Here is a 24228-nt window from a genome sequence, read left to right on the forward strand (position 1 = left end):
CTGTGACGGCCGGCCGGGGTCAGAGCTTCTCGACCGGCGCGTAACGCAGCAGCAGCTTCTTGGGCCGCTCGTCGCCGAAGTCGACCGTCGCCTTCGCCTGGTCGCCGAACCCCTCGACCGCCGTCACCGTGCCCAGGCCGAACTGGTCGTGCGTGACCCGGTCCCCGGCCACCAGCGTGACCACCGGCTTCTCGGAGGTGCGGCGGGTCGCGAACCCCGACGGCCCGGACTTCGAGCGCGACGAGGACAACGACGACGTGATGCCGGACGTCGGCCCTGCCGGAGCCGCCATCGGCCCCTTGCGCTTCCACTCCAGGTGCTGGTCGGGGATCTCCTCCAGGAACCGCGACGGCGGGTTGTACGAGGGCTGCCCCCACGCACTCCGCATCGACGCCCGGGTCAGATACAGGCGCTCACGGGCGCGCGTGATGCCCACATAGGCGAGCCGGCGCTCCTCCTCCAGCTCCTTCACCTGTCCCAGCGCGCGCATGTGCGGGAAGACGCCGTCCTCCATGCCGGTCAGGAACACCACGGGGAATTCGAGGCCCTTCGCGGTGTGCAGCGTCATCAGCGTGACGACACCGGAGCCGTCCTCGTCCTCGTCGGGGATCTGGTCGGCGTCGGCGACGAGCGCGACCTTCTCCAGGAACTCGGCGAGGGTGCCCGCACCCTCGTCCTCCGCCCGCTCCTGCTCGAATTCGAGAGCGACGGAGGCGAGCTCCTGGAGGTTCTCGACACGGGTCTCGTCCTGCGGGTCGGTGGACGCCTGGAGTTCGGCGAGATAGCCGGTCCGCTCCATGACTGCCTCCACCACGACCGCCGGACCCGCGCCGGACTCCACGATCGTGCGGAGCTCCTCCATCAGCGTGTTGAACCGCTTCACGGCGTTCGCCGAGCGGGCCGCCATGCCGTACGCCTCGTCCACCCTGCGCAGGGCCTGCGGGAAGGAGATCTTCTCGCGCATCGACAGGGCGTCGATCATCGCCTCGGCCCGGTCGCCGATGCCCCGCTTGGGCACGTTGAGGATGCGGCGCAGCGGGACGGTGTCCTCGGGGTTGGACAGCACCCGGAGGTAGGCCAGGACGTCCCTGACCTCCTTGCGCTCGTAGAAGCGCACTCCGCCGACGACCTTGTAGGGCAGCCCGACGCGGATGAAGATCTCTTCGAAGACACGGGACTGGGCGTTCGTGCGGTAGAAGACGGCGACGTCGCCCGCCTTCGCGTCCCCGGAGTCCGTCAGCCGGTCGATCTCGTCGGCGACGAACTGCGCCTCGTCGTGCTCGGTGTCCGCGACGTAGCCGGAGATCCTGGTGCCGGCGCCGGCGTTCGTCCAGAGGTTCTTGGGGCGGCGGCTCTCGTTGCGCTCGATGACGGCGTTGGCCGCGGAGAGGATCGTCTGCGTGGAGCGGTAGTTCTGCTCCAGCATGATCGTGGTCGCGTCCGGATAGTCCTCCTCGAACTGGAGGATGTTGCGGATGGTCGCGCCGCGGAATGCGTAGATCGACTGGTCCGCGTCACCGACGACGCACAACTCACCCGGGGCGTCGTCCTCGCCGGCCGGGCCCACCAGCTCGCGCACCAGGGTGTACTGGGCGTGGTTGGTGTCCTGGTACTCGTCGACGAGGACGTGCCGGAAGCGGCGGCGGTAGTGCTCGGCGACGTCGGGGAACGCCTGGAGCAGGTGCACCGCCGTCATGATGATGTCGTCGAAGTCGAGGGCGTTGGCCTCGCGGAGCCGCGCCTGGTAGAGCGCGTAGGCCTGCGCCAGCGTCTTCTCGAAGCCGTCGGCGGCCTGCCCCGCGAAGGTCTCCTCGTCGATCAGCTCGTTCTTCAGGTTCGAGACCTTCGCCGTGAACGACTTCGGCGGGTAGCGCTTCGGGTCGAGGTCCAGATCGCGGCAGACCAGCGCCATCAGCCGCTTGGAGTCGGCGGCGTCGTAGATCGAGAACGACGAGGTGAAGCCCAGGCGCTTCGACTCGCGGCGCAGGATCCGCACGCAGGCGCTGTGGAACGTCATGACCCACATGGCGTTGGCGCGCGGGCCGACGAGGTCCTCGACGCGCTCCTTCATCTCGCCGGCGGCCTTGTTCGTGAAGGTGATCGCGAGGATCTGCCCCGGGTGCACCCCGCGCTCGGCCAGGAGATGGGCGATCCGGTGGGTGAGCACCCTGGTCTTGCCCGAGCCCGCCCCGGCGACGATGAGCAGCGGGGACCCGGCGTGCACGACGGCGGCGCGCTGCTCGGTGTTCAGCCCCTCGAGCAGTGCCGCGGAGTCGATGACGGGGCGCGGGGCGCCGTCGCGGTAGTAGGCGTCACGCGGCGGCGGAGGCGCGTCGAAGACGTCCTCGAAGAGGCCCTCCGGCACCGCTTCGGGCGCATGCTCCTCAGGGGGCGGCGGGGGGCCGTCCTCCGCTTGCTGGAGGCCGGTCAGGAAACTGTCGTCAAAGAGGCTGCTCATCGCCTCACGAGTCTAGGCGGCCGCACCGACAGCCCGGGCCGCATCGGCGACAAGGGCCCGGCACCGTGCGCGTAAGGAGACGACGCACGCACGGAACGTGAGATTCCAGGGCGGTTTCCCGCCCCGTGGGCCACCGCCCGGAAAAGGTCACGAAAATGTATCGGGCATATCGAACATCAACCTTCACAGGGGCACCACGGGTTGGCTAGCGTGCTCCGACGGGTGCCCCGTACCCCCATTGTCCGTTCCGCCCGAACCCTCCCCCAGTGCCTGAACGGCCTGGGGGGACCCCCATCGCTAACCCGGTAGGCGGTCCACGGAAGGAGATGCCGGCCTTGGCGTCGCATCGCAAGCCGCGCACCCGGGTGCGCACCACGACCCCCGCCGTCGGTCTCACGGCCGCGGCGCTCGCCTCCGTCACCCTGCTCTCCACGCAGAGTGCGACGGCCGCCCCCGCCCAGCCCCAGCCCAGCATCGAGGAAGTGCAGAAGAAGGTCGACGCCCTCTACCGGCAGGCCGGCTCCGCCACGCAGCAGTACAACCAGGCGAAGAGCGCGTCGGCCGAGCAGCGCTCCAAGGTCGACGAGCTGCTGGAGGCCGCGGCGAAGCGGGCCGACAAGCTCAACGAGACGCGCCGCGAGCTGGGCAACTACGCCGCCGCGCAGTACCGCAGCGGCTCGATCGCACCGACGGCGACGTTCTTCCTCGCGGACGACCCTCAGTCGTACTTCGACCAGGACCAGCTGATGGCCAGGATGACCAGCCAGCAGCAGAAGGCGGTCGCCGACTTCCGTACGCAGCAGAAGGAGGCGGCGGCGAAGCGCGCCGAGGCGACGAAGAGCCTGGAGACGCTCACCGAGTCGCAGGAGACGCTGCGCACCAGCAAGCAGCAGGTGCAGACGAAGCTCACCGAGGCCCGCTCGCTGCTGTCGGAGCTGACCGCCGAGGAGAAGGCGCGGCTCGCGGAGCTGGAGCGCAAGAAGGAGGCCGAGGCCAAGCGCAAGGCCGACGAGCTGGCCCGGCAGCAGGCCACGAAGGAGAAGGCCGAGGAGGCGTCCGAGGAGGCGTCCTCCAAGGACGAGGCCGGATCGGGCACCGGCACGGAGACCGGTGGCACGGGCTCCGGCAGCGGCTACGCCTCGAAGGCCGAGGAGGTCCTGGCCTTCGCACGCGCCCAGATCGGCAAGCCGTACGTCTGGGGGGCGACGGGCCCGTCCTCGTACGACTGCTCCGGGCTCACCCAGGCGGCCTGGAAGGAGGCCGGCGTCGATCTGCCGCGCACCACCTGGGACCAGGTCGAGGTGGGCACCCGGGTCGCCACGGCGGATCTGCGGCCGGGGGACCTGGTCTTCTTCTACGACGACATCAGCCACGTCGGCATCTACAAGGGCGACGGCATGATGATCCACGCGCCGAAGCCGGGGGCGAACGTCCGCGAGGAATCGATCTACTACATGCCGATCTACGGCAGCGTGCGCCCCGCGTAAGGCGCGGGAGCACCACCGGCGGGCGGGCCCGCGGACGGCCACGGGCCCGCCCCGGCGACGATCAGGTCCAGAGCGTGGCGATGAAGATGTTGGCGACCGTCAGCCCGCCGACGGCGGCGAACGCGCCCTTGCCGGCCTTCTCCTCGTCCCGCTTCACATAGACGAGCGCCAGGATCACGATCAGGACCAGCAGCTTGATGCCGATCTTGACGTTGTTCACGCTGTGGTCGTCGGCCTGGTTGAGCCCGACCAGGGCGACACCCGTGACGAGCATGGTGAGCGCGCCGTGCAGCATGGCCGGGACGAAGCGCGCCGTGCCTGCCCCCATGGCCTTCATCTGGGTCAGGAAGCCACCCAGCAGGGAGGCGATACCGATGATGTGCAGGGCCACGAAGACATTGATGAGTACGTCCATGGCCGCAGCCTAACCGCGGCCATATCACCACTCTTCGGCCAGGTACGACTTACTGATGAGCTTCCCCGGGCTCAGCGCGAATTGCCGGACTCCGGTTGATTTTTCCGGTCAACCGACGGAAACGAAACAGCATATGAGGGCAATAGCTGTCATTACACCTCTTCCCCGTGTGCCGGGTTTACCGTCCCTCCAGGTGATCGGTTCTGTACCACCGCCCCCCGTACCGGGCGGCTCGCCGATCACCCCGCCAGGAATCCGGCGGCGGGCCACTCCCCCCTGTGGTGACCCGCCGCCGGACCCCGGCGGGCCCGCGGCACCCACCGACGGGCAGTCGAACGGAAGGACGCACCACCCCCGTGGCCGCCCATCGAGAAGCCGCTCACCGCAAGCCCAAGCAGCGTCTGTTCACCGGGCCTGCTGCCCGCACAGCAGCCACCCTCGCCCTTGCCGGAGCCGCGACCGCGACCGCCCTCGAGGGCGCCGCCCAGGCCGATCCCCAGCTCACCCCGGCCCAGGTCGAGGCCAAGGTCGACCGGCTCTACCACGACGCCGAGGTGGCCACCGAGAAGTACAACGGCGCCAAGGAGGAGGCGACAGCCTCCGAGAAGTCGCTCGAAGCCCTGCGGGACGAGGCCGCCCGCAGGACCGAGCGCCTCAACGCCGCGCGCGACGCCCTCGGCTCGTTCGCCACCGCTCAGTACCGCAGCGCCGGCATCGACCCCGCCGTCCGGCTGGCCCTCTCCTCCGACCCGGACGAGTACCTGGAGCGCGCCTCCTACGAGGACCGGGCGGGCGACCGCCAGGCCGGTGCGCTCCAGGGCGTACGCAGGCAGGTCAGCGACATCGCCCAGCTGCGCGCCCGGGCACAGGACGAGCTGGAGGTCCTCACCTCACGCCGCGCCGACCTGAAGAAGCACAAGGACGCGGTCCGCACCAAGCTCGCCGACGCCCGGACACTCCTGGCCACCCTCACCGCCGAGCAGCGCGCCGACTACGAGCGCTCGGCCGACGCCGCGCACGGCGGCAGTGCCTCCCGGGCCGACCGGAGTGCCCCGCGCGGTTCCGTGGCCGCGCCCAACGCCCGCGCGGCCCAGGCCGTCGACTTCGCGTACGGGGCGCTGGGCAAGCCGTACGTCTGGGGCGCCACCGGGCCCTCCTCCTTCGACTGCTCCGGCCTCACACAGGCCGCCTGGCGCGCGGCGGGAGTCTCCCTGCCCCGTACGACATACACCCAGATCGACGCGGGCCAACGCGTGTCCCGCTCCGAACTCGCCCCGGGAGACCTGGTGTTCTTCTACTCCGGGGTCACCCACGTCGGGCTCTACATCGGCGGCGGCCAGATGATCCACGCCCCGCGCCCCGGTGCCCCCGTCCGTATCGCGCCGATCAGCGAAATGCCCTACGCGGGAGCGACCCGGGTCGCATAGGCTCCCGTCCCCATGGACACTGCCATCCAGAACTACGCGCGCACGCTCGCCCTCAGCTCCCCGGACCACTACCGCGTCGGTCCGTTCACCGTGCGCCACGATCCGGGCTGGGAGCTGAAGTACGCCAACTACGCCATCCCTGACCAGGGGGCCGAGCCCACCGCACAGGACGTCGCCGACCTGGTCACCGCGTTCCGTGAGCACGACCGGCTGCCCCGGCTGGAGTTCCTGCCCGCCTGGGCGCCCGCGGTCGAACCGGCCCTGCTGGCGGCCGGCTTCACCGTCGAGAACCGCGCTCCGGTCATGGCCTGCGCCGCCGCCGACCTGCTCACGCCGAAGCCGGTGGACGGCCTCCGCATCGCAGAGCCCGTCACCGACGCGGAGTTCACCTCAGCGGCCGCCGTCCAGCACACCGGATTCGGCGGCGAGGGCGGCCCCGACGACGGCGAGATCGCCTGGCTGCGCCGGGCGACGGAGAGCGGCGGCGTCTCGGGGCTGGCCACCGTGGACGGCCTGCCCGCCGGCGCGGGCGGCTGCTCGGCCCCGGCCGACGGCATCGGCGAACTGGCCGGTCTGGCCGTCGCCGACACCTTCCGCCGCCGGGGCGTCGGCGCGGCGCTCTCCGTCTGGCTGACCCGCACCGCCTTCGAGCGCGGCTTCCACACCGTATGGCTGGAGCCGGGCGGCCCCGACGTCGAGAGGATCTACGCGAGCATCGGCTACCGCAGGACGGGCGAGAAGCTCAACATCTCGCTCGCCCCCGCCTGAGCACCGGCCGGGCTCAGACCAGCCGCCGCGCCGTCGCCCACCGGGTCAGCTCGTGGCGGTTGGAGAGCTGGAGCTTGCGCAGCACGGCCGAGACATGGGACTCGACCGTCTTCACCGAGATGAACAGCTGCTTGGCGATCTCCTTGTACGCGTACCCCCGGGCGATCAGCCGCAGCACCTCGCGCTCGCGCTGCGTCAGCCGGTCCATGTCCTCGTCGACCGGCGGGGCGTCCGTCGAGGCGAAGGCGTCCAGGACGAACCCCGCCAGCCGCGGCGAGAACACCGCGTCGCCGTCCTGGACACGGAAGACCGAGTCGACGAGGTCGGTCCCGGTGATGGTCTTGGTGACGTAGCCGCGGGCGCCGCCACGGATGACGCCGATGACGTCCTCGGCGGCGTCCGAGACGGACAACGCGAGGAAGCGCACCGGGTTCTCGACGGCGCCCATCATCGGGGCGCAGCGCCGCAGCACCTCGACCCCGCCGCCCCCGGGGAGGTGGACGTCCAGGAGGACGACCTCGGGGCGGGTCGCGGTGATCACGGTGACCGCCTGGTCGACGTCGGCGGCCTCTCCGACGACCTCGACCCCGGTCTCCTCGGTGCGGCCGATCTCGGCCTGGACCCCCGTGCGGAACATCCGGTGGTCGTCGACGAGGACGACCCGTACCCGGCGCTCCGGCCCTCCGGTCGCTTCGGTGTTCTCGGTCATTCGCTCGCCCTCTCCATCTCCAGCTCGACTTCCGTGCCCCCGCCGGGCACCGAACGCAGCCGTGCAGTACCGCCGTTGCGCTGCATCCGGCCGATGATCGACTCCCGTACGCCCATCCTGTCGTCCGGAACGGCGTCCAGGTCGAACCCCGGCCCCCGGTCCCGTACGGAGACGAAGACCGTGCGGCCCTCGACCTCGGCGAAGACCTGGACGGCGCCGCCCTCGCCACCGTACTTGGCGGCGTTGACCATCGCCTCGCGCGCTGCCTGCATCTGTGCCGCCAGCTTCTCGTCGAGCGGGCAGTCGCCGACGACGACGACTTCCAGCGGCACCCCGTGCTTGTCCTCGACCTCGGCGGCGGCCCGCTTGACCGCCTCGGCGAGGCTCGTCGGTTCCTCGTCCTCCTCCTTGCCGGTGCCCTCCGGGTTGTACAGCCAGTTACGCAGCTCGCGCTCCTGGGCGCGGGCGAGCCTGCGGACCTCGCCGCCGTCGTCCGCGTTGCGCTGGATCAGCGTGAGCGTGTGCAGGACGGAGTCGTGGACATGGGCGGCGACCTCGGCTCGCTCCTGGGCCCGGATGCGCATCAGGCGTTCCTCGGAGAGGTCCTGGGTCATGCGTACGAGATAGGGGCCCGCGAGCAGCGCGATCCCGGTGAGCACGGCGATGGCGGCGGTCAGCGCGGTGCCGAGCTGGGCCGCCGAGCCCCGCACCACCATGAAGGCGGCGAGGCCGAGGCCGACGAGCGCGACGCCGGCCAACCCCCGGGCCAGTTGCAGCACACGGCGGCGGCGGCCGACCTCCATCCAGCGGGCCCGGCGCGCGTTGTCGGCCTGGCGCCAGACGAGGACCGAGCCCGCGCCTATCAGCAGCGCGGGCCAGACGTAACGGTCGGCCTCACTGCCCATGTCGACATTGCCGACGAAGATCATGGCGCCGACGAGCAGCGCGACGAGGGCGAACACCTGGCCCTTGTCGGGCTTGCGGAGTCTGCGCCGTCCGTCCGGGGCGGTCTCGAAGAGGGACCGCTCCACCCCGCCCATCCCACCGCCCCCGCCGACCCCGAGCGGCACGACGATCCAGAACACGGCGTACAGCAGCGCGCCGAGGCCGTCCGCGAAGAACAGCCCGAGGAAGACGAACCGGACCCAGGCGACGGGCAGCCCCAGATGTCCGGCGAGCCCGCGCGCGACACCGCCGAGCATCCGCCCGTCGGCGCTGCGGTAGAGCTTGCGCGGCGCCGGCTCCTCCGGGTCCGGGGCGTGGGAGCTCGGGGCTCGGGTCGTGGCTGCTGGCATGTACCGATCGTCACACGTTCCGGCGGGCCGTGGCATCAGGGTCTGCCCGGACTCGACCCTGAGGCCCCGGCTGCCGTGCGGATGGGGCCCCCGGGACGCAATATCAGGGATCGGCCAGGGTCGTCGCGGCTCCCACAAGGGCGGACGGGCCGTCACCATGGAGCCATGACCGTTCCCCAGGACGCCTCCCCCGGCGTCACACCGCCCCCCGAGCCGGCCCCGCGGCTGCAGCGCAGCCCGCGGCAGAAAGTCGTGGCCGGGGTGTGCGGCGGGCTCGGCCGGTACTGCGACGTGGACCCGGTGATCTTCCGGATCGTGCTCGGTGTCCTCGCCGCGACGGGCGGCATCGGACTGATCTTCTACGGCTTCGCGTGGCTGCTGCTCCCGGTGGAGGGCGAGGACGAGAACGAGGCGCGCAGGCTGCTGTCGGGCCGGGTCGAGGGCGCCTCACTGGTCGCACTGGTGCTGGCCCTGGCGGGCTGCGGGCTGCTGCTGTCGATGCTGCACAACGGCGGGATGCTCGCCTTCGCCGCGATGCTGTCGCTGACCGTGATCGGCTTCTCGGTCTGGAGCCAGCACCGCCGGACGGCCCCGCCGGAGGACCGCCCGGGCACGGCGGCGCACACCCCGGGGGCCACGGCACACACCGCCGGCCACGGGGCGCCGCCCGAGGTGAAGGCGCCGCCCACACCGGGCAGCCCGTCCTGGTGGCGGGACCCGATCGTCAAGGACGGCACGACCGGCCCGGCGGGGACCGGCTACCTGTGGGGCCCCGAGAACGCGGTGCCGGAGGCGGCGAAGCTCGGCAGGAGCATGCCGACACCGGCCGACCCGTACCGCGTGGCCCACCGCCCGCAGGGCACCCGGGGCCCGAGGTCGATCGGCGGCCTCGTCTTTCTGCTCGCCCTGGTCGCGGGCGGCCTCGGGACGGGCCTGAGCTGGGAGACCCATCCGCTGGGGCCCAGCCTGCAGATCGGTCTCGCCGCCGCACTCGGGGTCTTCGGCCTCGGCCTGCTCGTCGCCTCCGTCCTCGGCAGGACCGGCTTCGGCACGGTGCTGCTGGCCATGATCACGGCCGGGCTGCTGGCGGGAGCCTCGGTCGTCCCGGACGACATCGGCACCGACTGGGTCCGCAAGGAGTGGCGTCCCGCCACGGCGGCCACGGTCCAGGACACGTACAAGCTGAGCACCGGGGTCGCCAAGCTCGATCTCTCCGGCGTCACCGTCCCCGAGGGCGAGACCCTGCGCACCCGGATCGAGGTCGCCGCGGGCCGCGCGCTCGTCGTCGTACCGGCAGGGGTGACGGTGGAGGTGGACGCCGAGGCGGGCCTCGGCGACATCCAGTTCCCGTCCGACCGGCGCAAGGACGTGGACATCGCCCCCGACCGGCGCACCCGGCAGACCATCGGCCCCGCAGCGAACAGCAAGCCCGCCGGCACCGTCGAGCTGGGCATGGGAGTCGGCATCGGACAACTGGAGGTCATCCGTGCTGCGTCATGAGATCCGCCCGGGCCGCGCGGTGGCGGGCCTCGTCATGCTGACCCTGGCGGCGGGCTACGCGGCGGACGCGGCGGGCGCCTGGAACGCCCCGTGGACGTTCTTCGCCCCGGTGTTCCTCGGCGGCCTGTGGCTGGCGGCCACGGTGACGTGGATCAGCTACCGCCTGCGGCGACGGCGCGGGGCGCGGAAGGCATCGGCGGAGGCGTCGGCACATGGCCCCACCGGAGTGCACTGACCGCCGCGATTCAGCCGATCTTCGGAGGGCCGTCGGGGAGACCGACCGGCTTGCAGTGGTCCACGCGGGCGGTCATGAAGCGGGCGAAGCCGGCTGCCAGGGCCGTGACCTCTTCCCGGGTGGCCCGGTCCTTCAGTCCGGTACCGCCTCCGCTGACAGAGGTGTGCGTCTCCAGCAGGACGGGGCCGCCGTCGCTGCTCTCGCAGCCGACATAGAGGGAGACCGTGTCCCCCTCTATGTAGCCCTTCTGCGCTCCCCAGGAGAGAGGAGTGCTGCCGGGCTCGGCAGCGTCCCGGGTGATGTCCTGAGAGCTGTAGTCGTCTTCGCTCAGGATGAGGAACTTTTCGAGGTGGACCGACTGCCCACCACCGCTCAGGCCGCACTTCCAGGTAGTCGACACGGAAGTGGCCGAGGAGGAGCCGAACACATCCTCCCCGAAACCCTCTCCGTACTCGGGCAGCAGGTCCGCTGCCATGAGCCGGAACCGAGGTGTTGTCATCCATGAGACGGCCTTCCCGCACTATTGCCTGCCCTGTCCGTAGCTGTCCTTCACCTGTTCGGACGAGCTCCCGGCCATGGCCTTGGCCTGGGTTTCACCGATGCCTGCCTCGATGGCGGCCGTGCAGGTCGCGTCGTACATCGCGTCGGCGGATCCGGATCGCTGGGGCCGGCAGCCGGTATGTCCGGCCGTGACGGCCTTCCGCCCTCAGACGCGCACGCGGCGCCGGCCTCCTCGCAGGGCGTCCACCGACCAGTAGGGCGCTCCGGCCAGCAGCAGTGGCAGCCAGGCCATGAGGTAGACCAGGTCGTTGCCGTAGTAGTACGGCGTGCTCTGCCAGCTCACCGTCAGCCACAGGCTCAGCGAGATCAGCGCTCCTCCGAGCGCCGCGAGCCGTGCCCAGAGGCCGGCCAGGGTGGCGAGGCCGACGAGGAGTTCACCGATGGCGATGGCGTAGCCGAAGCCTTCGGGGCTGTTCAGGGCCAGGTCGACGAGGCCCGGGATCGCCGCGCTGTCGCGTACGGCGTGCATCATCTCGCCGAGGGAACCGGTGCCGCTCGCGGACAGGAACGCGCTGTCGGTCAGCTTGTCGAGCCCCGCGTAGACGAAGGTGACGCCGAGAAAGATCCGCAGGGGAAGGAGCGCGTACCGCCCCGCCCGGTCCCGGAGACTTCTCGGCTCGTCGAGCCCGTAGGAACCGCCCCTGTACCCGCGCATCACTGCCCTGCTTTCCGTTGGCCTTCCGACAAGACCATACGTACGCCGGTTCGGGGCGGCTCACCAGGTATGCGGTTCAGTCCGTGACATCGATGCGGCACGCGTTGGTCTCCACACCCGCGGCCGTGACGACCTGCACCTCCACCTCGCCAGGTTCGACCTCGACGGGTACCGGCACGGTGAGCACGGTGTCCGCCGGGTTGGCGAAGCCTCCGGTGACCGGGATCAGCGGTACGTGCACGTGCACCCGGCCGATCCTGACGACCACCCGCGCCAGCCGGTCCGGGCTTCCGGCGCCCGGCGGCACGAATCCGGCGCCCCGGATCTCGATGTCGTCGCCGGTACGGATCGGGGCGTCCAGGTCCCCGGCCTCCCTGGCCCGGACGACCGACAGGATGACGGGCCGGCCGCCCTCCGCGTACTTCCCCGCGAAGTACGTCGCCGCCGAGACGGCCACCAGGACCGCCAGGCCCCACGGCAGATCCGGCAGCTGCTCGGGGCGGCGGGCCAGACGGACCGCGGCGAACAGCACGGCGACCGTGCTGACCAGGACGTACTGCACATCGGTGAAGCTGCCGCGTCCGGAGTCGTCGGTCAACAGGTCGGCGGCCCGGGGCCGGTCGGCCCGCAGCTTCTGCAGCCGCTGCCCCAGGACGCGTACGGTCACCACCCGGCGTACGACCACGGCGACGGCGCACACCAGCGCGAGCACGGACAGCACGCCCGCCGAGCGGACCAGGTCCAGGCCCTCGATCAGGGCGTCCCGGTCGGCGTGGGCCGACGCCCCCGCCAGCTGGAGCGCGAGGACGAGGACGGCGAAGACGGCGAGCAGCACCCAGGAGGCGGCGACCGTGCGTGAGGTGGAGAGCCGGTTGTCCTCACCGATCAGCGGGGCGAGGAGGCCCCCGCGGGCCCGGTGGACGCGGGCGGCCCCCGTCAGCAGGCCGGCGGTGACGAATGCGGCAAGGAGGCCCGCGGTGCGTGCGGTGGACCAGCCGACGCCGATGGCGGTGACGGCCTCACCGAGGACCAGCAGGGCTACGCCGCCCCAGACCACGGTCAGGGTGCGCCGCCACAGGGCGTGGAGCCAGGCGTCACCGGCCTCCCGGCCGCGGTCGGCGACGGTGCGGGCCGACTCGGTCAGCTCGTCCGACACCCACTGCCGGGACGCGGACACCGACTGGGCGACACCTCCCGGCAGGCCCTGGCCTGCGGCGAGTTCGTCCCGCTTGGCGAGGAAGGCCGCCACGGCCCGCCGGTGCCCTTCGCGTGCCCCGTGCGGGCAGTCGCCGCACGTACAGCCACCGCCGTGCGTGCTTTTCGCCCTCGCCTCGTCCAACGCCACGGAGAACGCCGTCCTTTCCCGCCCCGGTCCAACCAACTCGCCTCTGATTTCTGCGAATTGTGCCGTACGGGGCCGCTCCGTCCCGCATCGGGGCGGCTCGGGGGCGCTCGCTGTACGGATGTGCGATTGTCAGGCGCTGAGCACGAGGTAGGCGAGGCCCAGTGTCCCCCGGTAACCCCCGTAGTAGCCGGTGCGGCGGGTGTCGACGGCCTCGGTCACCGCGGCGTGCAGGGGGTGGCCGGGGTTGGCCAGCGCCCAGCGTTCGCCGCGCCCGATGTTGGCGGCGGACTCGAAGAGGTCCCACTCCCGCCGGTCGGCGACGGTCACCTGGAGCGCCCTGAACCCGGCCGCCTCGGCCTGCCGGATCAGCTCCAGTAGCGGGCCGAAGTCGTCCGGCTCCGCGCCGAGTCCCTCCAGCGCGGCGGGCGAGGGGTCCCGCTCCCAGAACCCGTCCCCGAACAGCACCCGGCCGCCGGGGCGTACGGCGGCCCGCAGGGCCTTCAGGGCCTCCGGGGTACCGCCGGGCCAGGCGTGCGAGGAACCGATGGAGACGGCGAGGTCGTAGCCGGTCGCCAGGTGTTCGGCTGCCGGAACCTCGTGGAACCGCACCCGGTCGGTGAGCTCTCGCTCCTGCGCCAGGCGGCGACCCCGGGCCACGGCCTCCGGGTCGGTCTCGATGCCGTCTCCCGTGGAGCCGGGCGCCGCCTCGACCAGGCGCATCAGCAGCTCACCCCAGCCGCTGCCGAAGTCGGCGATCCGGGCGCCCGGATCGGGGGCGCAGGCCGAGATCAGCTGGGCGGCGTGTTCCTCGGAGAGCGGGGTGTTCCAGATGAGGCGGTCGTTGCCGGGGGCGGACATGAGCGCGCGGACTTGTTCGACGGACATGGAGACGCACCCTGGCACGGTCGACGGGACCGTGCCAGTGGGTTTCGGAGGCAGCCGAGGTCGTCCGCCGTCCAGCCGCCCTCCGGCGGGACGGGCCACCGGTACGGCTGCTGCTGCTCAAGCCCGGGCTCGGGTGCGGCGCTCATGATTGCTCCGCACGCCGAAGTCTCGTCTCTTCACTCAGCGTACCCACCCGATGCACCGATGCCGCCGCCCAAACGAATGAGCGACGGCATCGGCATTGACCCTGCAGGGAGTACTACTCCCACTCGATCGTCCCCGGCGGCTTGCTCGTCACGTCGAGCACCACGCGGTTCACGTCGGCGACCTCGTTGGTGATGCGGGTGGAGATCTTCGCCAGCGTCTCGTACGGCAGGCGCGACCAGTCGGCCGTCATGGCGTCCTCGGAGGAGACCGGACGCAGCACGATCGGGTGGCCGTACGTACGGCCGTCGCCCTGGACGCCGACGCTGCGGACGTCCGCGAGCAGGACCACGGGGCACTGCCAGATGTCACGGTCCAGGCCGGCCGCCGTGAGCTCCTCGCGGGCGATGGCGTCGGCCTCGCGCAGCAGGTCGAGCCGCTCCTTGGTGACGTCGCCGACGATACGGATCCCGAGGCCGGGGCCCGGGAACGGCTGGCGCTGGACGATCTCCTCCGGCAGGCCGAGCTCCTGGCCGACCATCCGGACCTCGTCCTTGAACAGCTGGCGCAGCGGCTCGACGAGCTGGAACTCGATGTCGTCGGGAAGCCCGCCCACGTTGTGGTGGGACTTGATGTTGGCGGTGCCGGTGCCGCCGCCGGACTCGACGACGTCCGGGTAGAGCGTGCCCTGGACGAGGAAGGCGACCTCGGGGCCGTCCTCCTGGAGGATCTCCAGCTGGGCCTGCTCGAAGACGCGGATGAACTCGCGGCCGATGATCTTCCGCTTCTGCTCCGGGTCGGACACACCGGCCAGGGCGTCGAGGAAGCGCTTCTCCGCGTCGACGACCTTCAGCTTCGCGCCGGTCGCGGCCACGAAGTCCTTCTCGACCTGCTCGGTCTCGCCCTTGCGCATCAGACCGTGATCGACGTACACGCAGGTGAGCTGGGAGCCGATGGCCTTCTGCACGAGGGCCGCGGCGACCGCGGAGTCCACGCCGCCGGAGAGGCCGCAGATGGCGCGCTTGCTACCGACCTGCTCGCGGATCAGGGCGACCTGCTCCTCTACGACGTTGGTGGTCGTCCAGGTCGGCTCGATGCCCGCGCCCCGGTAGAGGAAGTGCTCCAGGACCTGCTGGCCGTAGGTCGAGTGCATGACCTCCGGGTGGTACTGGACGCCGTAGAGCTTCTTCTCGTCGTTCTCGAAGGCGGCGACCGGGACGACGTCGGTGGACGCGGTCACGGTGAAGCCCTCGGGGGCGGCGGAGCAGGCGTCGCCGTGCGACATCCAGACCGACTGCTCGGAGGGCGTGCCCTCGAAGAGGGTGGAGCCGGCCTTGGAGACGGTGAGCGGGGTGCGGCCGTACTCGCGGGCGCCGTTGTCGTCGACCGTGCCGCCGAGGGTGGTGGCCATGATCTGGAAGCCGTAGCACATGCCGAAGACCGGGACCCCGGCCTCGAAGAGCGAACGGTCGAGGCTGGGCGCGCCCTCCGCGTACACCGAGGACGGTCCGCCGGACAGGATGATCGCCCGGGGGTTCCTGGCCAGCATCTCGGCCACCGGCATCGTGGACGGGACGATCTCGCTGTAGACCCGGGCCTCACGGACGCGTCGGGCGATGAGCTGGGCGTACTGCGCGCCGAAGTCGACAACCAGGACGACGTCGGTCGTGGTGTCGGGGGCGGCGGGGGGTGCTGCTGGCACGGGGGCGGCCTTCCGGCGGTGGAGAGGGGGTCGGTCCTCCCAATTCTACCGGCCGTGGGACAGGACCCCGCCGGGCTCCCGTCTCACCATCCGGGCCCGGCGTGGACCCCGCCCCGGGGCGGGGTTCATACTGGCTCCATGCGTCAGCACACGATCTTCGTCTTTACCTATGGCACCCGGCCCGCCGGCTGCCATGGTCGTGCTGCTTGAGCAACTGACAAGCAACTTCTCCAAGGCGCCCCGGGCCGACAGGCCCGGGGCGCCTTGGCGTTCGGGACCTGTCGCTCCGGGCCCTCAGCCCACCGGGAGTCACAGATGACCAGCACCACACCCACGAAGACGGCCGCCGAGCGGACCGGCGCGCACACCGACGAGGCCGCGTCCCTGATCGGGGGCGCCCGTACCCGCATCGACGCGCTGGACGACCGGATCATCGGCCTCGTCCAGGAACGGATGGCCGTCTCGGCCGTCATCCAGGAGGCGAGGATCACGTCCGGGGGCCGCCGGGTGAACCTCTCCCGGGAGATGGACGTCCTCAACCACTACAGCGATGCCCTGGGCAAGCCGGGCACAGCCCTCGCCATGACGCTGCTGGAGCTGTGCCGCGGCCGGGCGTGACGGGCACGGACGCCGGGAGGCTGTACGGCCGCACCCGCGTTCGGTCCGGGTCTCACCCGTACGGCGCGTGACCGGGCCCCGGACGGCTTCGTTGATCCGGGTGTCCGTGCCAGCCAGGGGCGGCAGCGGTAGGAATCCACGCGTGGCTCCGCCGGGACGTGTGGCGTACCTCGGTACGCCGTGGGACCACGTTCCGGCGCGTGTGACCGGGCGGCAGGGGACAGCGGCCCGGTCAACACCCATGTGCGGCCGGTTCCGGGGACGCCCGGGACCGGCCGCCTACGGACCGTCGTGAGCGGCGGTCTCAGACCTGCCGGGCGCGGCGCCGGTTCGTCGCGTACAGCACGCCGCCTGCGGCCAGGGCGATCGCTGCCGCACCGGAGGCCATCAGCGCGACCGAGCCGGTGGAGGCGAGGCCGCCGTCCGTGCTCTCCGACGCGGTGCCGGACGAGCCACTGCTCCCGCTCGAACCCGGTCCGGACGACGAGGTGCCGGGCGTCGGGTCCTGGCCGGCCGTGTCGCCGCCGGTGGAGCCCTCGGTGGCCCCGCCCGTTCCGGTGGTGCCGTCCGAGGTCCCGCCGGTGTCCTCGGAACCGGAACCGTCGTCGTTGAGCACCAGTCGTGCGGTGTTGTCGGCCGGCTTCGGGTCGAAGGGCAGCTCGGGTTCGCTCAGCCACGTGTTGCGGATCCGGACGGCGCCGTCGGCGTTCGGGACCACTTCGGTGATCTTCAGGTCGAAGGGCAGCGAGACGTCGGCCCCGTCACGCACGGTCATCGAGGTGTTGCAGACGTAGCGCGGTGCGCGGTTCTGGTCCTCGCGGTACTTGCCGTCCGCCGTCACGCCCCGGCAGGACTCCGGCTTACGGGTGACCTCGGCGCCCTTGGGCACGGTGAAGTCGAAGGCGGCGACGGGCTCGCCCGACCGGATGTAGCCGATCCATGCCGGTCCGTCGTTACGGAAGCCGATGTCCGCCGTGACGGTCTCCCCCACGGCACCGTCGGCCTTGCCGCCCACGGCGACGAAGTTCGCGGTGTTGTCCGTACGGAAGTCGATCTCCTGCTGGTTGTCCCAGGGGTTGAGGTCCGCGCCCCTGGCCGAGGAGGTGAGCTTCTTGAGAGTCAGTGCGGGGCCGGTGCCCGGGGTGAAGTCCGCGCCCGCGCGCTGTGCGGAGCGCTGGGAGGGGCTGTCCTCGTTGATGCGGTAGATGAGGGTGTCGTAGAACGCGCGCTCGGTGGCCTTGACGGACAGCGGCTCCGCCAGGGTGTACGTGGCGCCCGGTTCGTAGGAACCCGCGACCGAGCACAGGGCTGTGGCCCAGACGAAGCCCTCGAACGGGTCGTTCCCGGCCTCTCCGTTGTACTCGCAGTTGGAGTAGCGCTCGGGGATCTCCATGCCACGCGAGTACCTGAGGGTGAGCAGGACGCCGTCGGCGGCGGTGGTGCCCTTGTTGGTGAAGGTGATCGGGGCGGGCTGTACGTCTCCCGGCTTCAGTTCCTGCTTGAAGGGGAGCTGCTTCATGACCAGGTCGGGGCCGCCGACGGTCACCTTCGCCGAGAAGGGTGTGAAGGTGACCCCTTCCGCCGAGCCGGTCACCTCGATGGTGCCGGTGGCGCCGTCCTTGCTTCCCTTCGCCGCGGCGAGGTCGAAGTCGGCGATGGAGCTGAGACCCGCGTAGACGCCCCAGTCCTGGCAGACGGCCGTGGAACCGGTGATCTCGCAGTCCGATCCGGTGTCCTCGGCGGGGGAGAGCTCGGCGACGCCCGCGATGCCGCTGAGGTCGAGGGTGTACGTCACCTCACCCTCGTAACCCATGCTTTCCTCGTCCGGGTCCGGGGTGTGGACGGTGAGTCCGAGTGAGGACCTCTGCGGACTCCCGGTCTCCGGGTAGGGATGCAGAGCAGTCTCGGCGGGGCCGCCGAGCGTGAAGACCGGGCCGTCCGCCTGCGCGGGGGCGGCCACGGCGAGCGAACCGGCGGCGAGCAGCCCGGCGGCGGCGAGGCCGCCTGCCGTCCGGCGCAGCGCTGTTCTCGGGGAAAGGCGTGTCATCGCGAACCTCTGGGGATCGGCGGAGCTGTGTGACTGCTGTGACGCAGTACGGGTTCGACCACGCAGCGGTGCGAACGGTTGCTCGGGCCAAGATCACGGATTGAGCACGGTGTGTGGATGTCGCGAGGGTGTGGCGTGGATGTGGCGTGGACCACACAAGGATTCTGTGAATCCCAGGACAACCGTTGTCCCACTTCACAGGTCATGCATGGCGAACACACCGGCTTGCCGAACGACGGCAGGCCCGTTCACTCCTCCCAGCCGTACGGCGCCGCCGTGGTGCTGGGTGCCGGTGCGATGTTCGTCGTGCGGCGCCGCAGGAACGGTGACGCCGCCGCGTGAGGCGCGTCGCCCGTAGGACCGCGAAGGGGCTGCTCTCGGAGGGGGGTGCAGCCCCTTGGCGTTCCCGGCATCAGGCGTCCGACGCGGCCTTCCTCGGCGGCACGGCCGGAATGCCCAGGAACGGCAGCGTCAGCGCGCCGAAGGCGTCCTCGGGTACGGCGGGCGCCTTCGGCTCGACGGCGGTGAGCCGTTCGTACGCCGTGTCCTGCGCCGGGCGCGGGTCCGTCTCGCCCTTGTTGGGCCAGAAGGACATCGCGCGTTCCGCCTGGGCCGTGATGGTCAGCGAGGGGTTGACGCCCAGGTTGGCGGAGACCGCGGAGCCGTCGACCACGGAGATGCCGGGGTGCCCGTACAGCCGGTGGTACGGGTCGATCACGCCCTCCTGCGGGCTCGCTCCGATCGGACAGCCGCCGAGGAAGTGCGCGGTGAGCGGGGTGCCCATCAGCTCCCCTATGTTCGATCCCGCGAAACCGTTGATCTCCTGGGCGAGCAGCGTCGCGCCCTGGGTGGCCTCGGCTATCTGCGTCGGGTTGGGTGAGCCGTGGCCCTGGCGGGCGGTGAGCAGGCCCTTTCCGACGCCGCCGGGCTTGCGGTACGCGGTCAGGGAGTTGTCCAGCGACTGCATGACGAGGCCGATGATGGTCCGCTCCGACCAGCGCCGGTTGGACAGCGACCGCATCGTGAGTACCGGGTGCCTGGCCACGTTGCCGAACCAGCTCAGCACCCGGTGGGTGCTGTAGGGCACCTGGAGGATGGTCAGCGCGCCCATGGCGTTGGAGCCCTTGCCGTAACGCACCGGCTCGATGTGGGTGTTCTCGTCCGGGTGGATCGACGAGGTGATGGCGACGCCCCGGGTGAAGTCGGCCTTGGCGGTTCCGTGCTTCCTGCGGTAGCGGCGGTCGCTGGTCTGCGCCCCCACGAGGCCCTCGGAGTTGGTGCGGGTCAGCTCGCCGAGCCGGGACGAGAGCCGGGGCAGCAGCCCTTCGTCCTTCATGGTGTGCAGCAGGGTCTGGGTGCCGTACGTGCCCGCCGCGACGACCACCTTCCGGGCCCGCAGCACGGACGGTGCCGCCTTGCGGCGGTGCGTGGGCACGGTCGAGACGCGGTAGCCGCCGTCCGGGTCGTCGGTGACCGCGACGACGGAGGTCATCGGGTGGATGACGGCTCCGGCCTTCTGCGCCAGGTAGAGGTAGTTCTCGTTGAGCGTGTTCTTCGCGCCGTGCCGGCAGCCCGTCATGCACTCGCCGCACTGGGAGCAGGCCTGGCGGTCGGGGCCCGCGCCCCCGAAGTAAGGGTCGGGTGTCCGGCCGCCGGGCTCGGTGCGCGCCGAGCCGTCGGCGTCCTGGCCGTCGCCGAAGAAGACGCCTACCGGGGCGAGGTGGAAGGTGTCGCCGACGCCCATGGACTCGGCCACGGACTTGAGGTGGACGTCGGCCGGGGTCACGGTCGGGTTGAGCCGCACCCCGAGCATCCGCTTCGCCTGGTCGTAGTACGGCGCCAGCTCGTCCTTCCAGTCGGTGATGTCCGCCCACTGGCGGTCCTCGAAGAACGGTGCGGGCGGCACGTACAAGGTGTTCGCGTAGTTGAGGGAGCCGCCGCCGACGCCCGCCCCGGCCAGCACCATCACCTTGCCCAGCAGATGCACCCGCTGGATGCCGAACAGGCCGAGTGCGGGCGCCCACAGGTAGTTCTTGATGTCCCAGGAGTTCTTGGGCAGCGTCGCCCGTGTGAAGCGGCGGCCGGCCTCCAGGACACCCACCCGGTAGCCCTTCTCGCTCAGCCGCAGGGCCGAGACCGCGCCGCCGAAGCCCGAGCCGACGACGAGGACGTCGTAGTCGTACGCGTCGTCGTCCGCCGCCGGAACGGCCGGTGCGGCCTGATTCTGGGCAGGGCTGTCCTGGGACATGGCTCTCCTCGGTACGAAAAGGGCAGATAGGGGACGGCTGAGGGGATCAGCGCAGCCGGAAGGCCTTCATCGCCTTGAGACTGCGGCTCATGAAGGCGGCGTACTTCTCGTCGTCCATCCCGAAGGCCGGCGCGAGGGGCATCAGCCGCTGCTGGGCGACCGTCTGCGCCTCGGTGTACTTCAGGATGCCCTCGGAGCCGTGCCGTCGGCCGAGTCCGGAGTCCTTCATGCCGCCCATGGGCGACTGGACGCTGCCGTACGCGGGTGCGTACCCCTCGTTGATGTTGACGGTGCCGGTCCGCAGCCGCGCGGCGACGCGGTGGCCGCGTCCGGCGTCCTTCGTCCAGACGCTGGAGTTGAGGCCGTACGGGGTGGCGTTGGCGAGGGCCACGGCTTCGTCGTCGTCGCTGAAACGGTAGATCGAGACGACCGGTCCGAAGGTCTCCTCGCCACAGACGGCCATGGGCGCCTCGACGCCGTCGAGGATCGTCGGCTCGTAGAACAGCGGGCCGATGTCGGGGCGGGCGACGCCGCCCGCGACGAGCGTGGCGCCCTTCTCGACGGCCTGGGCCACATGACGGCTGACCGTCTCCAGCTGCCGCTCGCCGACGAGGGAGCCCATGTCGGCGCCGTACGCGAGTGAGCTGCCGAGCCGCATGGCCTTCGTGCGGGCGGCGAAGCGCTCCACGAAGTCGTCGGCGACCGACTCGTGGACGTAGAGCCGCTCGATGGAGATGCAGAGCTGCCCCGCGGAGGAGAAGCAGGCGCGGACGGCGCCCGCGGCGGCCTTCTCCACGTCGGCGTCCGCCAGGACCAGCATGGCGTTCTTGCCACCGAGTTCGAGGGACACGCCGACGAGCCTGGCGGCGGCGCCCTGGGCGACCTCACGGCCGGTGCGGGTGGAGCCGGTGAAGGAGACGTAGTCGGCACGGCTGACGACCTCGGGGCCGACGACCGGTCCCTCACCGAGGACGACCTGGAACAGCTCGGCGGGCAGTCCGGCCTCGATCAGGAGGTCACGGGCCCACAGGGCGGTCAGGGCGGTCTCCGTGTCGGGCTTCATCACGACGGCGTTGCCGGAGACGAAGGCGGGGAGCGCGTCGCCGACGGAGAGTTCGAGCGGGTAGTTCCAGGGTGCGATCTGGCCGACGACCCCGCGCGGCTGACGCAGTTCGGTGACCTTGGTGAGGGCCGGGACGACTCCGGTGTGCCGCTTCGGCTTGAGGTAGGAGACGGCCTTGCGCCCGTAGTGCCGGGCCGCGACGGCGACGGCCTGGACCTCCTCGTGGGCGTGCAGCCGGGCCTTGCCCGTCTCCAGCTGGATGAGGTCGAGCACCTCGGACTGGCGCTGCAGCACCAGGTCGTGGAAGCGGAGCAGCACGGCGGCCCGGGCGCGGACCGGCGTCGCGGCCCAGGCCGGCTGGGCCGCCCGGGCGCGGTCGAAGGCGGTGGCGACGTCCTCCGGGGTGGACTCGGGCAGGTCGGCCAGCTTCTCCCCGGTGAAGGGACTGTGGTTGGCCGTGCGGCCGGAACCGATGACGTCACGGGTCAGCTGGGCGATCACCTCGGGTGTGACCACGTCGGCGGCGGTGCGCGCGCCGGCCGGGGCGGCGGCCACCGGATTGGTGCCGACGCGGCTGCCGGGGGCGGCGGTGGTCGTGGAGGCCTGCGAGTCCGTCATGAGGGCGAGAGTATGTCCACCCGCCCACTTTGGGTACCCGTGGGTAACAGGTTTTCACAGACCCCGCCAGGGACCCGCGCCCCGACCGGTCATACGGCCAGTGATCACTGGCGACATAACCGCTGATCAGGGGCGATCCGCCGTCCTCCTAGAGGGTCGGGCGTCAGGAATCGTGAATTTCCGGCCGCTCGGCCGCCTCGGCGTGGCTCGTACGGGTGCGGGTCGTACGGTTGCGGCTCGTACGGGTGCGGCTCGTACGGGGCGGACGCCCTCAGCCCGTGCCCTCCGGCGGTTCCCAGCCCCGGAGCATCGTGTCGAAGAGCTTCCGCGTCTCGGCCCAGTCCCCCTCGGGCCCCGTCATGTAGAAGGCGTACTCCGGTCCGCCCTCCTCGGCGAAGTACATCTGGTCGATGCCGTGGCGCGGGCCGGGGAAGTCTTTGGACTCGACCCAGGTGAACTCCCACAGGGAGCCGGGACGGTCGCGGAAGACGTTCTCCTCCAGCGACACCCGCTCGTACGCGGGCAGGCGCACCGCCAGGTCCTTCTCGATGCTCTGCATGTGCGCGTACGAGTTACTGAAGTCGGGCTCCGGATCGAGGCTGATCCGGATGCGGTGCGCGCCGTCGTCCGGGGTGTAGTCGATCTGGCCGGCGTTCAGCTGCCGCTCCCAGCCCTCGGGCACGACGAGGCTGAAGCCCTCGGGGTCGGTGACCTTCTTCCAGCCGTCGGGTATCGCCGGCCGGGCGGAGCCGTCCTCCTTACCGTTCTCCTTACCGGCCGCGTCGTCGGCCGCTTCGTCGGCGGAGGGCGTGGGGGCCGGGCCGGCGGTGCTCACGTCCGACGTGCCTCCCGTGGCGGCGCCGCCGTCGTCCGCCTTCATCGCGACCAGTCCGGCGGCCCCACCGATCAGGGCGGCCACCGCGATGACGAGCAGGACCGTCCGCCGGCGGCCCCGGCCGCGCGGGGCGGCGGGCGGCGCGGCGTACGGGGGCACGGGCGGCGGGGGCACAGGCGGCGGGGAGAGCTGGGCGGTGGAACCCTCCGGGCCGAAGAAGTCGCGCAGGTCGTCCTCGGAGACCCGCTGGGTCGGCACGTGCGCCTGCGCGGCCCGGGGCTTGCGTCCCTCCATCGCGTCCAGCAGCATGCGCTCGGCCTCCTCGGCCGTGGGACGGTCCGCGGGGGCCTTGCGCAGCAGCGCGGTGATCACGGGCGCCAGCGCGCCACCGTGCAGCGGCGGGGGCGGCTCCTCGGTGACGACGGCCTGCATGGTGGAGATGGGGGACGTGCGGCGGAAGGGCGAGCTGCCCTCGACGGCCGCGTAGAGCGTGGCACCCAGCGACCAGAGGTCGGACGCGGGGCCCGGGTCACCGCCCCGTACCCGTTCGGGAGCCAGATAGTCGATGGAGCCCACGAGTTCACCGGTCCTGGTGATGGTGGAGTCGCCCTCGATCGCGGCTATCCCGAAGTCCGTCAGCAGGACCTGGCCGTCCCGGGCCAGCAGGACGTTGGCCGGTTTCACATCACGGTGGAGAACACCCGCGCCGTGGGCTGCCCGCAGGGCGCTGAGCACATGGAGCCCGATCCTGGCCGCCTCTCGCGGCTCGACCTCACCCGACTCCTTCGTCGCGTCGGCGAGCGAGGGCCCGTCGACGTACTGCATGACGATCCAGGGGCGGTCGTCGTACTCGATGACGTCGTGCACGGTGACGACGCCGGGGTGCGTGATCCGGGCCGCCGCGCGCGCCTCCTTCTGCGTACGGGCGTGCAGCACGGCCCGGTCCGCCTCGGCGACGTACAGTCCGGCGGTCAACTCCTTGACGGCGACCGTCCGGTGGAGCACTTCGTCCTGGGCGCGCCACACCTTGCCCATGCCGCCCCGGCCCAGGACCTCACCGAGCCGGTACCTTCCGGCCAGGAGGAGCCCCGCGTTCGTGCCCTGCGCGTGTTCCACGTCTGTTCGCCCCGTTCCTCGGGACGACAGGGTACGGACGGGAGGTGGCGCCGGGAAACCTCGCATCGCTCACGAGACCGCACTGTGATGCTTGTCG

20 protein-coding genes are annotated in these 24228 nt (G+C 71.5%); 7 read left to right on the top strand and 13 right to left on the bottom strand.

Translation table 11 applies throughout. From position 1 onward, the window contains the following. Positions 1–19: 19 nt before the first annotated feature. On the bottom strand, positions 20–2458 hold the full coding sequence (gene pcrA, locus ACZ32T_RS07845; protein WP_467365879.1) for a DNA helicase PcrA: 2439 nt from the start codon (positions 2456–2458) through the stop codon (positions 20–22). 326 nt (positions 2459–2784) lie between these two features. Here pcrA and ACZ32T_RS07850 point away from each other — a divergent pair, with 326 nt between their 5' ends. Continuing rightward, entirely contained in the window at positions 2785–3945 is a 1161-nt protein-coding gene (locus ACZ32T_RS07850) for a C40 family peptidase (RefSeq protein ID WP_467365881.1), read from the top strand. Positions 3946–4006: 61 nt separating this feature from the next. On the opposite strand, the gene ACZ32T_RS07855 is transcribed toward ACZ32T_RS07850, so the two are convergent. Further along, positions 4007–4360: a hypothetical protein gene (locus ACZ32T_RS07855; protein WP_467266564.1), complete on the bottom strand. Its 354-nt coding sequence runs from the start codon at positions 4358–4360 to the stop codon at positions 4007–4009. A 356-nt stretch (positions 4361–4716) separates the two neighbouring features. Here ACZ32T_RS07855 and ACZ32T_RS07860 point away from each other — a divergent pair, with 356 nt between their 5' ends. Next, complete coding sequence (locus tag ACZ32T_RS07860) at positions 4717–5787, top strand: C40 family peptidase (protein ID WP_467365883.1); 1071 nt, start codon at positions 4717–4719, stop codon at positions 5785–5787. A gap of 12 nt (positions 5788–5799) precedes the next feature. Further along, on the top strand, positions 5800–6555 hold the full coding sequence (locus tag ACZ32T_RS07865; RefSeq protein ID WP_467365885.1) for a GNAT family N-acetyltransferase: 756 nt from the start codon (positions 5800–5802) through the stop codon (positions 6553–6555). A 13-nt stretch (positions 6556–6568) separates the two neighbouring features. On the opposite strand, the gene ACZ32T_RS07870 is transcribed toward ACZ32T_RS07865, so the two are convergent. Both ACZ32T_RS07870 and ACZ32T_RS07875 read right to left on the bottom strand, forming a co-directional pair. Then, a complete protein-coding gene (locus tag ACZ32T_RS07870; RefSeq protein WP_033297692.1) occupies positions 6569–7264 on the bottom strand; it encodes a LuxR C-terminal-related transcriptional regulator in 696 nt (231 codons plus the stop codon). After that, on the bottom strand, positions 7261–8559 hold the full coding sequence (locus tag ACZ32T_RS07875; protein WP_467266570.1) for a PspC domain-containing protein: 1299 nt from the start codon (positions 8557–8559) through the stop codon (positions 7261–7263). Before ACZ32T_RS07875 ends, ACZ32T_RS07870 begins: the two co-directional genes overlap by 4 nt. A 165-nt stretch (positions 8560–8724) precedes the next feature. On the opposite strand from ACZ32T_RS07875, the gene ACZ32T_RS07880 reads away from it, so the two are divergent. Next, positions 8725–10059, top strand: coding sequence for a PspC domain-containing protein (locus ACZ32T_RS07880; RefSeq protein WP_467266572.1), 1335 nt, complete (start codon positions 8725–8727; stop codon positions 10057–10059). Next, positions 10046–10294 (top strand): hypothetical protein, encoded by a 249-nt coding sequence (locus ACZ32T_RS07885; RefSeq protein ID WP_467365887.1) that lies wholly within the window; start codon positions 10046–10048, stop codon positions 10292–10294. Before ACZ32T_RS07880 ends, ACZ32T_RS07885 begins: the two co-directional genes overlap by 14 nt. A 10-nt stretch (positions 10295–10304) precedes the next feature. Here the strand turns inward: ACZ32T_RS07885 and ACZ32T_RS07890 are convergent, their stop codons facing one another. The 5 genes from ACZ32T_RS07890 to guaA all read right to left on the bottom strand — a co-directional run bounded on the left by ACZ32T_RS07890 (position 10305) and on the right by guaA (position 15586). Beyond that, the gene (locus tag ACZ32T_RS07890) at positions 10305–10769 is read right to left on the bottom strand and encodes a hypothetical protein (protein WP_467365889.1); all 465 of its coding nucleotides are present in this window, start codon (positions 10767–10769) and stop codon (positions 10305–10307) included. Positions 10770–11000: 231 nt separating this feature from the next. Continuing rightward, positions 11001–11510: a DoxX family protein gene (locus tag ACZ32T_RS07895; protein WP_467365891.1), complete on the bottom strand. Its 510-nt coding sequence runs from the start codon at positions 11508–11510 to the stop codon at positions 11001–11003. Positions 11511–11586: 76 nt separating this feature from the next. Continuing rightward, a complete protein-coding gene (locus tag ACZ32T_RS07900) occupies positions 11587–12855 on the bottom strand; it encodes a hypothetical protein (protein WP_467365894.1) in 1269 nt (422 codons plus the stop codon). 129 nt (positions 12856–12984) lie between these two features. After that, positions 12985–13740 (bottom strand): SAM-dependent methyltransferase, encoded by a 756-nt coding sequence (locus ACZ32T_RS07905; protein WP_467365896.1) that lies wholly within the window; start codon positions 13738–13740, stop codon positions 12985–12987. 259 nt (positions 13741–13999) lie between these two features. Continuing rightward, complete coding sequence (gene guaA / locus ACZ32T_RS07910) at positions 14000–15586, bottom strand: glutamine-hydrolyzing GMP synthase (RefSeq protein ID WP_467266584.1); 1587 nt, start codon at positions 15584–15586, stop codon at positions 14000–14002. Between the two features lie 315 nt (positions 15587–15901). Here guaA and ACZ32T_RS07915 point away from each other — a divergent pair, with 315 nt between their 5' ends. Further along, positions 15902–16204, top strand: a complete 303-nt coding sequence (locus tag ACZ32T_RS07915) for a chorismate mutase (protein WP_467365898.1) — start codon at positions 15902–15904, stop codon at positions 16202–16204. A 304-nt stretch (positions 16205–16508) separates the two neighbouring features. Here the strand turns inward: ACZ32T_RS07915 and ACZ32T_RS07920 are convergent, their stop codons facing one another. Further along, the gene (locus ACZ32T_RS07920) at positions 16509–18251 is read right to left on the bottom strand and encodes a COG1361 family protein (protein ID WP_467365900.1); all 1743 of its coding nucleotides are present in this window, start codon (positions 18249–18251) and stop codon (positions 16509–16511) included. A gap of 204 nt (positions 18252–18455) precedes the next feature. On the opposite strand from ACZ32T_RS07920, the gene ACZ32T_RS07925 reads away from it, so the two are divergent. After that, a complete protein-coding gene (locus ACZ32T_RS07925; protein ID WP_467266590.1) occupies positions 18456–18593 on the top strand; it encodes a hypothetical protein in 138 nt (45 codons plus the stop codon). Between the two features lie 70 nt (positions 18594–18663). Here the strand turns inward: ACZ32T_RS07925 and ACZ32T_RS07930 are convergent, their stop codons facing one another. The 3 genes from ACZ32T_RS07930 to ACZ32T_RS07940 form a co-directional block, all read right to left on the bottom strand. Continuing rightward, entirely contained in the window at positions 18664–20499 is a 1836-nt protein-coding gene (locus ACZ32T_RS07930) for a GMC oxidoreductase (protein ID WP_467365902.1), read from the bottom strand. 46 nt (positions 20500–20545) lie between these two features. Then, positions 20546–22180, bottom strand: a complete 1635-nt coding sequence (locus ACZ32T_RS07935) for a succinic semialdehyde dehydrogenase (protein WP_467365904.1) — start codon at positions 22178–22180, stop codon at positions 20546–20548. A gap of 271 nt (positions 22181–22451) precedes the next feature. After that, complete coding sequence (locus tag ACZ32T_RS07940) at positions 22452–24131, bottom strand: serine/threonine-protein kinase (RefSeq protein ID WP_467365906.1); 1680 nt, start codon at positions 24129–24131, stop codon at positions 22452–22454. Positions 24132–24228: the final 97 nt, after the last annotated feature.

Source organism: Streptomyces sp. NPDC023573, assembly GCF_055559735.1.

Excerpts from the sequence above, each read along its gene's own strand:
- pcrA (WP_467365879.1), bottom strand. The coding sequence starts at position 2,458 with ATGAGCAGCCTCTTTGACGACAGTTTCCTGACCGGCCTCCAGCAAGCG.
- ACZ32T_RS07850 (WP_467365881.1), top strand. The coding sequence starts at position 2,785 with ATGCCGGCCTTGGCGTCGCATCGCAAGCCGCGCACCCGGGTGCGCACC.
- ACZ32T_RS07855 (WP_467266564.1), bottom strand. The coding sequence starts at position 4,360 with ATGGACGTACTCATCAATGTCTTCGTGGCCCTGCACATCATCGGTATC.
- ACZ32T_RS07865 (WP_467365885.1), top strand. The coding sequence starts at position 5,800 with ATGGACACTGCCATCCAGAACTACGCGCGCACGCTCGCCCTCAGCTCC.
- ACZ32T_RS07870 (WP_033297692.1), bottom strand. The coding sequence starts at position 7,264 with ATGACCGAGAACACCGAAGCGACCGGAGGGCCGGAGCGCCGGGTACGG.
- ACZ32T_RS07875 (WP_467266570.1), bottom strand. The coding sequence starts at position 8,559 with ATGCCAGCAGCCACGACCCGAGCCCCGAGCTCCCACGCCCCGGACCCG.
- ACZ32T_RS07880 (WP_467266572.1), top strand. The coding sequence starts at position 8,725 with ATGACCGTTCCCCAGGACGCCTCCCCCGGCGTCACACCGCCCCCCGAG.
- ACZ32T_RS07890 (WP_467365889.1), bottom strand. The coding sequence starts at position 10,769 with ATGGCAGCGGACCTGCTGCCCGAGTACGGAGAGGGTTTCGGGGAGGAT.
- ACZ32T_RS07895 (WP_467365891.1), bottom strand. The coding sequence starts at position 11,510 with ATGCGCGGGTACAGGGGCGGTTCCTACGGGCTCGACGAGCCGAGAAGT.
- ACZ32T_RS07905 (WP_467365896.1), bottom strand. The coding sequence starts at position 13,740 with ATGTCCGTCGAACAAGTCCGCGCGCTCATGTCCGCCCCCGGCAACGAC.
- ACZ32T_RS07915 (WP_467365898.1), top strand. The coding sequence starts at position 15,902 with ATGACCAGCACCACACCCACGAAGACGGCCGCCGAGCGGACCGGCGCG.
- ACZ32T_RS07920 (WP_467365900.1), bottom strand. The coding sequence starts at position 18,251 with ATGACACGCCTTTCCCCGAGAACAGCGCTGCGCCGGACGGCAGGCGGC.
- ACZ32T_RS07925 (WP_467266590.1), top strand. The coding sequence starts at position 18,456 with ATGCATGGCGAACACACCGGCTTGCCGAACGACGGCAGGCCCGTTCAC.
- ACZ32T_RS07930 (WP_467365902.1), bottom strand. The coding sequence starts at position 20,499 with ATGTCCCAGGACAGCCCTGCCCAGAATCAGGCCGCACCGGCCGTTCCG.
- ACZ32T_RS07935 (WP_467365904.1), bottom strand. The coding sequence starts at position 22,180 with ATGACGGACTCGCAGGCCTCCACGACCACCGCCGCCCCCGGCAGCCGC.